Source organism: Mesorhizobium sp. M1050 (genome assembly GCF_040318715.1).
Lineage (GTDB): Bacteria > Pseudomonadota > Alphaproteobacteria > Rhizobiales > Rhizobiaceae > Mesorhizobium.
In genome coordinates this window covers 24,855-33,521 of sequence record NZ_JAMYMV010000066.1, presented here as the reverse complement: position 1 = coordinate 33,521, position 8,667 = coordinate 24,855, and the positions used below count along the sequence as shown (strand labels likewise).

The window sequence follows — 8,667 nt, the reverse complement described above, 5'->3', positions numbered from 1 at the left end:
ACTCGACGGCCTCACTCCAAGCGAGTATCTCAAAATCTGCCGAGACCGGATGACCCAGCCGTCTCATATGTACTGAGCGCGGACACTCTTTGGCCGGCGGGGAAACATGTGGTAGGCTCACCACGGCCTGGCTTGGCGGATTTAAAAAGTTCCTGAACGTGATGCTGTTAATATAGCGGGAACTTCAAATCCATCACGTTGGCGGCCGCGTCCAGGAGGGGCACGACCCATGCCGAATGAACGTGCCACGGTGGTGCAGACACCGGTTGGCTCCGAGCTGTTGACGTTCACGCATCTTGTCGGGCGCGATGAGATCAGCCGTTGTTTTGCTTATACGGTCGGGTTCGTCAGCACGGACACCGATATCGATCCGCTGAAGATGCTAGGTGGCCCGTTATCGATCGAAGGTGAATCCGATCCGAAACGCTGGTTCAGCGGTCTCGTGTCCGAGTTCCAGCTCACCCGGCTCGAGGACCATCTGGCGTATTATGAGGCAGTGATCAGGCCGTGGCTCTGGTTTCTCGGCAACACTACGGATTGCCGTATTTTCCAGAACAAGAGCGTCGTCGACATCGTCAAGGACGTCTTCAAGAGATACAGCACGGCGGAATTCGATCTGCGCCTGCAGGGGTCCTATCCCCCGCGCGAATACTGCGTCCAGTACGACGAGACCGATCTGGATTTCGTACAGCGGCTGCTCGAGCATGAAGGCATCCTGTATTTCTTCGAGCATGACGAGGGCAAGCACACGCTTGTCCTGGCCGATGCGATGAGCAAGCTGAAGCCTGCGCCCGGCTATGAGAACGTGCTCTATAACTTTGAAGGTCAAGGTTCTCGGCGCGATGTCGAATACATCACCGAGTGGATACCGGGCAGTTCAGTGCGCCCAGGCGCCTATGTCCACACCGATTATGACTTCAAGAAGCCGGGCGCCGACCTGATGGCCAAGTCGGCCCAGCCGTTCAGTCACAAGCTGGCCGCCGGAGAGAACTACCGCCAGCCCGGCGCGCATCTCGAAATGGGCCGGGGCGACAGCCTGGCCGCGATCCGGCGCGAGGAAATCCAGGCCGTGCACCAGCGCATCGCCGCTGTCGGCACCGTGCGAGGCCTCTATTCTGGCTGCACGTTCAAGCTGGACAGCTTTCCACGCGAAGACCAGAACCAGGAATATCTGGTGGTCAGCGCCGAATACAGGCTGTTCGACCCGGGCTACAGAGCCCATGCCGACGTCGACAGCGAGAACTTCAAAGTGATCCTCGGCGTGGCACCGACCGCCTTGCCCTATCGTCCACCGCGGATCACGCCACGGCCGATCATGCGAGGCCCCCAGACGGCGACGGTGGTCGGCCCATCCGGCGAGGAAATATTCACCGACAAATACGCCCGGGTGAAGGTCCAGTTTCATTGGGACCGTCTGGGCAAGAAGGACCAGAACAGCTCTTGCTTCGTGCGGGTCTCGCAGACCTGGGCCGGCAGTGGCTGGGGGTTCATTCAGATACCGCGCATCGGCCAGGAGGTGATCGTCGACTTCATCGAAGGCGACCCGGACCTGCCGATCATCACCGGTCGGGTCTACAACGCCTCGCAGATGCCACCCTACGGCCTGCCGGGCAGCGCCACCCAATCGGGCTGGAAGTCGGACTCCTCCAAAGGCGGTGGCGGCTACAACGAGCTGATGTTCGAGGACAAGGCCGGCTCCGAACTGGTCAACTTCCAGGCGCAGAAGGACCACAACCTTCTGATCAAGCATGATCGCACCAAGCTGGTCCAGCACGACCAGTCTGACCGCATCGACCACGACGCCAAGCACTCCGTCGGCCACAACCTGGACGAGGACGTCGGCAACAACAAGACGGTGCAGGTCGGCGTCGACAAGACGACGAATATCGGCAACAACGATACCGAGACGGTGGGCGCCAATCGCTCGCTGACGGTGGGGTCGAACGAGACGATCAGCATCGGTTCGAATTCGACTGAAACGATTGGCGCCAATCATACCCAGACTGTGGCGATCGCCCAGACGGTGAGCGTTGGCGCAGCGCGTGTCGATTCAGTCGGAGCATCGGAGACCCGAAGCGTGGGTGGCCCACAGACAAACACGATTGGCGCGACGCGGTCTGTGACGGTTGGGGCGGCGCAGGACCACAGCGTAGGAGCGAGCGACAGCTGGCAGATCGCTTCCGACCAGAGCGTATCCATAGGCGGCGGCCACACCGAGAGCATCGCGAAGGATCAAGGCTCGACGGTCGGCGGCGGACGCACCGCTTCGGTGGGCCAGGACGATTCGACATCCGTGGCCGGCGCGCATTCGCTTTCCGTCGGCAAAGACAGTGCCATTTCGGTCACCGGCAATGGCACGATCAAAATCGGCAAGAAGCTGGTCATCGATGCCGGTGACGAAATCCTCATCACAACGGGCTCGGCCAAGATCATGATGAAGAAAGACGGCACGATCGCGATCGAGGGCAAGGACATTTCGGTCAAGGGGTCAGGCAAGATCAGCATCAAGGCGTCGAGCGACATAACGATGAAGGGCTCGAAGATTGCGGAGAATTAAGGGGCAGTGATGAGTGACGTTCGCGAACGCATTGACGGTGTGGTGATCGGTATCTTTCTCGGTTTCGATGACGCCGCGTTGCCGCTGGTGGTATTCCCCGGCAACCCCGAAGAGACAGCCCTGCCTGCGCGTAGCCTAACCGAACTGACGTCCAATATGGTGGGCTCAGAGGTGGCTTTGCTCTTTCAGGAGGGCGATCCCGCCAAGCCGCTTATCGTCGGCCGCGTCGTCGAGCCGGCACACAAGACGGCTGCGCCGCAAGTCGTGCGCGACGGCGAGCGCATTCAAATCATCGGCGAGGAGCGCATCGAACTACGCTGCGGCAAGGCGACGATTCTCATGGAAAAAGACGGTCGCATCACCATTCGTGGCACCTACGTTACCAGTCAGGCGAGCGCCGCCAACCGCATTCGCGGCGGTTCGATCGATCTCAACTGATGTTGGCAGCAACCGGAAAGCCCAAATCGGAAGGCGCGCCGGAGCGGCAAATAGTACCGGATGTCGTCAGACAGCACGCCGAGCAGGCCGCGTTCTTCTGGGCGCAGCGCGACACGCTGATGGAAGATGATCCGCCGGATCTTCATGTGGTCGCCGGCGTCGACCGGCGCTTGGAAGCTAACCTGGATGGTCTGCGTATCGCTGGACCGGTCGCTTGGCCGTTTGTAATGGCGGCGTATGAGGACTTCCCAGAAAAGGGCGAATTGTTCCTCTACGGTTGGATGGCGATCGAGCAGAACGACGGCCGCCGCGTGGCCGAGGTGGTCGAATTTGGTCGTCAAAGCAAGGATGACGCTCGCGGATTGGTGGGTGCGTTAGCGTGGCACAAGCCTGAAACCATCGCCCCACTAGTGCGGGACTGGATCGGGGTGCCGGATGCCTTCAAGCGATTTCTCGGCGTATCGGCTTGTCTCGCGCATGGCGTCGACCCGAAGCAGATGCTGGCGCGACTTGTCCTTGATCCGGATGTGCGCGTGCGCGCCGTCAGCCTGCGCCTCGCCGGCAAATTGAAGCGCGCCGATCTGGCTCACGAGTTGCGGAACGCGCTCTCCGATCAGGAGGAGCCCCCGCGTTTCTGGGCGGCTTGGTCGCTGACGGAACTCGGCGCGGGCGATATCGCCAGCCCTGAACTCCGGAAGGTAGCTGCCGGCGGCGGACCCGACGCGCTGGCCGCGCTCCGCGCGGTCGTCAAGGCCGGATCGGAGCAGGACGTCCGCGCCTGGATGGGCGGCCTGCTGAAGAACCCCGTAACCGCCGCCGTCGCCGTGCGCGGATCAGGCATGCTCGGCGACCGGACCGTCCTGCATTGGTTGATCCGGCAGATGCGTACCCCGGCGCTTTCGGTGGCGGCTGGTGCCGCGCTTTTAGAGCTTCTCCCAGAGGCGCGCGAAGCGGACTTGTTCACGAACGACCCAAGCCATGTCGGGCCGGCTTTCGAAGAGCATTTTGGAGATGATGTTGCGCGTGTGCCGTTCCCGGACAAGGTGAAGGCGTGGGAGGCCAAGCTAAGGCCGGTTTGACCCGGATATCAGCGCCAGTTGGCAGGATCGATGAAACGCCTGATCCAGTTCATCGTGTTGGGGTAAGTAAAAAAGTCGGTGTAAAAATCCGGATGATCCTGAATGAAGGCCGGCTCAAGGATGCGGGAAGTCTGGAAATATTCTTCCGGAATGCTGCCCGGCCGATTGACGTCTCCAACAACAGGCTGCGATCCGATTACTATGACGGACCCATAAGGATGATCGGTAAGCTCGACACGGCTCTTTAAGGAGTATTCCTTCAGCCGCTGCGACAGTTCGGTTTGCAAGTCGAGTGCGCTCCCGAGCATTGTAATCCAGCTGACCGTCTTTAGTCCGGGCGAGCGTGCCGCCAACGTCGCCTCGAGATCTTCGACATCGATGCCCCAGAACCTCCGGGACTGATAATAGATACCTTCAAACGCAACCGCCTTGTATGTCGGGTTGTATGCGAACGTCAGCCCGCCGTGGCCTGACTTGAATCGAACCCAGGCAGCAATATCGCGTGAAGCCTCAACTATCCTCGCGACGTCGAAGCCGACGGGGAACAGAAAGCGCGCGCAGCTCATAACCCCACGATCGCGGAAATGCACTCCATACAGGGAGAGACTGTAGCTTCCGGCGGGATCGTCGATTCCGCGCCCGTCCCAAAGCCTAAGTTCGAACCCGCGCCCTTCGCGTATGCGCTTGCGCGCCGGCTCCAGGTAGGGAAGCCAGCGACTTTCCGCCAGCGCGACCTTTACGCTGGCTGTCGTTTCCGGTTGATCCGTGCTCCTCCAGTCCGCGAGTTCGGCGAGCTTGTACATACGCACTGATCCCTTCGGCGCAAGGGAGAGAAACACCGCTACAAGATGATCGAGTTCCGCGACGCTGGGGCCTGTCAGGTAGACAGTCAGGTCGAGCAAGACCTTGCAAATCGCCGGCTCATCGCCATCGAGGTAAACGGGTTTCTGCAAGAGAGGCGGAAGATGAACGATTGCTCAATCCTCCTCTTTGCCACTGCGCTGTTCGTCGATCGACAACTCAATCACTTCAATTCTATACTTCAGATACTCTTCAAATGTCTTGAACCGCGCATTGATAGTCATGTCCTCGTATTCAACGAAGACGGGATTTCCACCCTTCTTCTTGTTCGGAACGAGAACCATGAAATAGGGAAGGCCATCGCCAGCCACGACCAACAGATGAGGCGATTCAAATGGATCGGCGTCATCCGATTCCCATATGCTCGTCCAACTTTCGATGATTTTCGCTTCCCAGGGAGTGCCGTGGTCCTCCGTGGACAGGATCTTTCCCGTTCCTTCAATCCTTGACCATCCATTGTATGTGGACAGAAAGGCCCGATAGTCCGGGGGCAATCCATGCCCCAGAATCCGCTCCGTCTTTGCAATTTGCTCATCGCTGGCCGGTTCGCCGCGTTCTCCAGGGTATTCCTCGTCAAATCTCAGCAAGTAGTTCTCACGCATGAGTTCAAAGAGACGATCCGCCAAGGCGACGATGTTCTCGCTCATAGGTTCTATTTCCCTCCAGCACAGCAATCCGGCTTCACACCCGTATGCGTGCCTTTCATTTTCCTCAGTTTTGAGCCCATGAATCGGTTCGGGCCATTCGACATCACTCTCAGATTGGCGCTCGACACCGGACAGCCGCCGATCTGTAGATCGACCGCGTGATCGATGTCGACACCCTCCAAGTCATTGTTAATCTTGGCCATGAGCTCCTTTTTGCATTTCGGCGAAAGCCCATCATGCGCCACCGGGTCAGCGTTACCAGCTTTGATGTCGTCTCTGAGCTTTGCAATGACGCTAAGCGAGTCCGCCCTCGCCGTGCTTCGCTGTTTTTCAGTTCTTCTTCTTACGCCCGTCGTTGTACGCTTGAAGATATTGTTGCGTGTCCTTACGCACTCGTCATTGATCGCCTTACACTTGGCGCAAATCTCTTCCTTCTCACAGGTGGTGTACTTCTTCTTGCCCTTCGGGGCATTCTTGCACTGGATTTTCAGGGGTTTAAGGCCGGCGTTGCCGACCGCGAACATCGGGTCGACATTGCCGGCCAGGTCCACTGTGTTCTTATCGTTGTGAAACTTCTTATCCGTGTGGCGGCAGGCATTCTTCCCGTCCATCTTCACGTCGAAGGAATAGGTGATCCAGTCGGTAGCCTTCTTGAATACGTTGGATTTGACGCCGCCCACCGTGCCCGGCTCGTCGCCCGAGCTCATGCCGTATTGCGATCCCTTGATCGCAATCATCTTGCCGCCTTTGGCGACAACCGTCGTCGTGCCGTCTTTCAGCGTCCCCTGGTTGGCGATGTTCGGGTAGGGCAGCGGGATCGGGCCGCCTGGGCTCGGCGTTTTACAGACGTCTGGAATGGTCGCGATGGAAAGTCCGATCGTTCCCTTGTAGGTCAGCCCCAGCCCGTTGACGACGATATGGCTGGGCATCAGCTCGACCTTTTCGGTCCGCCGAGCAGCACTGCCGCCCGGGCGCCGTTCTCGGAACTCGCCCAGAGCACAGACAGCGGCCCTTTCTGATATCCTCGCGCCTCGGCCTCCGTGACAAGACTGACGAATAATGGTCCCGAAGCGGCACCGACATCGCCCCAGCAATCGGCCGGCGTTTCGAAATCGGCCGCATCTTTGAAACGTCCGGAATTGCGCAGCACGGCGAACCCGTACTCATTGCCACGATAGCGTTCGCCGTTCATGTCGCAGATTATCCTGTCGACCGGATCGATCGGCGCCTCCTCGAACAAGAAACGGAACGCCGCGCTAAGCCCTTCGCCAAGCACGACTGTTTCGGTCTTGATCCTGCTTTCCTCGCTAGCCGTCGATGTGGCGACAATCTCAAGCAGCGGCTGCAGCCCATAGGCTCTTGCCGTGCCGATCGTGCAAAGCAGGCAGAACCCAGCCGCCTCTCCAGGGCAAAACCCGTAAATGTTGTTCTCGGAGTGCAGCTGTTCGTTTTCGTCTAGCCACTCCAGTGTTTCCGGCTCCAGATAGGTGTCGACGCCGCCAGCCAGGCAGAATTTCGCCCTCCCGTCCCGCAGCAATTTGCAGGCATGATAGATGGCAAGCAGCCCGCCCGCATGGCCGCCGGCCGTCGATCCGCCACCCTCAAGGACGATATGCTCGGCCAGTTGCTTTCGCAGCTTGGCGTTGACCTCCGCCGCGAAGCCCTCCGGCTGGCCCGGGCGAGGCTCGCCCGTGGAGAGGGTGAGCGCAACCGAGGCCGGCTGCGTCGATCTGAGCAACGGCCGCAGGGCGTCCAACGCGGAGGGAACCGCGATCTCGACCGCGCGTGCGGCACCGACAAGGCTCGTATCGACGCCGGCGTCACGCGTAACCTTCATCCGCTCGCCGAAACGATCGATCATGTAGGGATGGTCCTGAATGGCCGAGATGCCGGCGCGCACCGCCGCCGCACTGGATGCCGCATCGAAGCCGAGCGGGGTGCGTGCCCCTACGCCGACAACGACGATGGTGCCGCTCCTTGCCATCATTCGACATCTTCCGTCAGCCACACACCCGTCGCGGTAATGGCCGGGGAAACGCCCGTGCGCGCTCTGACCTCGACGGTGGTCATCTTCAGCCGCTCCTCGTCGAAAGGCACTGGCAGGGTCGACATCCACGTAATCGAGAACTGCCTGAGATCGGGCTTGATACGCAGCGTGTGAATGACGGCTTCGCCGTTTTTGCGATCCGGTCGGTTGTAGAACTCGGTGGTCATATCGAAGGTGATACGCGGTAGCAGAAACTGCAGGAAGCCATCCGCGGTGAAATTGCCGAGCCGCACATCTTCATAGCCGATGAGCGGCGTCCTGGTCTGCTGGTCCTCCGGCGCGCACTGGTAATACATGCGGCTGAAATCGCGGGGCAGAAGTGGATCGCGCGTTTTTTCCCACTCCTCGCCATAGGTGCCGGCATACTTCATGCGCGGCTGCCAGTGCCGCGCCACCGGACCGAAGCCGGCCGGCTTGCCGCTTCTGTGGTCGCGATAGGGGGCGTCGGGATACTCAAAGTTCGGTCCGGTTTTGCTGACCAGCCGCTGCGGGTCGACTGCAAATCCAGTGCCGACCGGATTACGCTGGTCCCAGTTCGGCGTCGATGCTTCCATATCCGTGCCGCCGTAGGTCCGGCGCCAGCTGATAGGCATTTTCGTGAATGGTTCCGCCCGGCTCATCCGCACCGACACCGCGCCGGGCATGAACACGCGGTCACCCACCACATTGACGGCCTTGTCCACGTCACCGACCTTTATGCGCGCGGCACTCTCGATGCTCGGGCGCCCACCGGGCGCATAGACGTGCCCTTCGACCAGGATGTCGGTGTGCTTCTTCTCCAGATTGAGGTCCGTGTCGTCGAGAAGCTCGTTCGGATCCGCGCCATAGACGGGCGCCAGATTGACCGGCGTCTGCTCCTTCAACAGCCGCTGTTTGGCGTCGGGATCGATCTCGAACGACGCCTTGATCGCGATCAGCCAGACCTCATGTCCGCGCTCGTCACGCGTCCAGCTTTCCTGGGCGGCAAATGGCGTCTGGTTGGACAGTATCCACATTTGAACTTACGCATCCTTACGCGGTGGCGAAACAGCGGGCCTT

8 protein-coding genes are annotated in these 8,667 nt (G+C 60.0%); 3 read left to right on the top strand and 5 right to left on the bottom strand.

The window, feature by feature from the left end; all coding sequences use genetic code 11:
- Nucleotides 1-229 precede the first annotated feature (229 nt).
- The 3 genes from NKH57_RS26985 to NKH57_RS26975 all read left to right on the top strand — a co-directional run bounded on the left by NKH57_RS26985 (nucleotide 230) and on the right by NKH57_RS26975 (nucleotide 4,074).
- Entirely contained in the window at nucleotides 230-2,557 is a 2,328-nt protein-coding gene (locus tag NKH57_RS26985) for a type VI secretion system Vgr family protein (RefSeq protein ID WP_352948869.1), read from the top strand.
- Between the two features lie 9 nt (nucleotides 2,558-2,566).
- Nucleotides 2,567-2,995, top strand: coding sequence for a DUF6484 domain-containing protein (locus NKH57_RS26980; RefSeq protein ID WP_352948867.1), 429 nt, complete (start codon nucleotides 2,567-2,569; stop codon nucleotides 2,993-2,995).
- 119 nt (nucleotides 2,996-3,114) lie between these two features.
- Nucleotides 3,115-4,074 (top strand): HEAT repeat domain-containing protein, encoded by a 960-nt coding sequence (locus NKH57_RS26975; RefSeq protein ID WP_352948864.1) that lies wholly within the window; start codon nucleotides 3,115-3,117, stop codon nucleotides 4,072-4,074.
- A gap of 8 nt (nucleotides 4,075-4,082) precedes the next feature.
- Here the strand turns inward: NKH57_RS26975 and NKH57_RS26970 are convergent, their stop codons facing one another.
- From NKH57_RS26970 to NKH57_RS26950, 5 genes are all read right to left on the bottom strand, one after another.
- Nucleotides 4,083-4,976: a type VI immunity family protein gene (locus tag NKH57_RS26970; protein ID WP_352948861.1), complete on the bottom strand. Its 894-nt coding sequence runs from the start codon at nucleotides 4,974-4,976 to the stop codon at nucleotides 4,083-4,085.
- 75 nt (nucleotides 4,977-5,051) lie between these two features.
- Nucleotides 5,052-5,582, bottom strand: a complete 531-nt coding sequence (locus NKH57_RS26965) for an SMI1/KNR4 family protein (RefSeq protein WP_352948858.1) — start codon at nucleotides 5,580-5,582, stop codon at nucleotides 5,052-5,054.
- 5 nt (nucleotides 5,583-5,587) lie between these two features.
- Complete coding sequence (locus tag NKH57_RS26960) at nucleotides 5,588-6,511, bottom strand: DUF4150 domain-containing protein (RefSeq protein WP_352948856.1); 924 nt, start codon at nucleotides 6,509-6,511, stop codon at nucleotides 5,588-5,590.
- Nucleotides 6,511-7,569 carry a beta-ketoacyl synthase N-terminal-like domain-containing protein gene (locus NKH57_RS26955; RefSeq protein WP_352948853.1) on the bottom strand — a complete coding sequence of 353 codons (1,059 nt, stop codon included), beginning with the start codon at nucleotides 7,567-7,569 and terminating at the stop codon, nucleotides 6,511-6,513. Before NKH57_RS26955 ends, NKH57_RS26960 begins: the two co-directional genes overlap by 1 nt.
- Nucleotides 7,566-8,624 (bottom strand): DUF2169 family type VI secretion system accessory protein, encoded by a 1,059-nt coding sequence (locus NKH57_RS26950; RefSeq protein ID WP_352948850.1) that lies wholly within the window; start codon nucleotides 8,622-8,624, stop codon nucleotides 7,566-7,568. Before NKH57_RS26950 ends, NKH57_RS26955 begins: the two co-directional genes overlap by 4 nt.
- Between the last annotated feature and the right edge of the window lie 43 nt (nucleotides 8,625-8,667).

Excerpts from the sequence above, each read along its gene's own strand:
- NKH57_RS26960 (WP_352948856.1), bottom strand. The coding sequence starts at position 6,511 with ATGCCCAGCCATATCGTCGTCAACGGGCTGGGGCTGACCTACAAGGGA.
- NKH57_RS26950 (WP_352948850.1), bottom strand. The coding sequence starts at position 8,624 with ATGTGGATACTGTCCAACCAGACGCCATTTGCCGCCCAGGAAAGCTGG.
- NKH57_RS26965 (WP_352948858.1), bottom strand. The coding sequence starts at position 5,582 with ATGAGCGAGAACATCGTCGCCTTGGCGGATCGTCTCTTTGAACTCATG.
- NKH57_RS26985 (WP_352948869.1), top strand. The coding sequence starts at position 230 with ATGCCGAATGAACGTGCCACGGTGGTGCAGACACCGGTTGGCTCCGAG.
- NKH57_RS26980 (WP_352948867.1), top strand. The coding sequence starts at position 2,567 with ATGAGTGACGTTCGCGAACGCATTGACGGTGTGGTGATCGGTATCTTT.
- NKH57_RS26975 (WP_352948864.1), top strand. The coding sequence starts at position 3,115 with ATGGAAGATGATCCGCCGGATCTTCATGTGGTCGCCGGCGTCGACCGG.
- NKH57_RS26955 (WP_352948853.1), bottom strand. The coding sequence starts at position 7,569 with ATGATGGCAAGGAGCGGCACCATCGTCGTTGTCGGCGTAGGGGCACGC.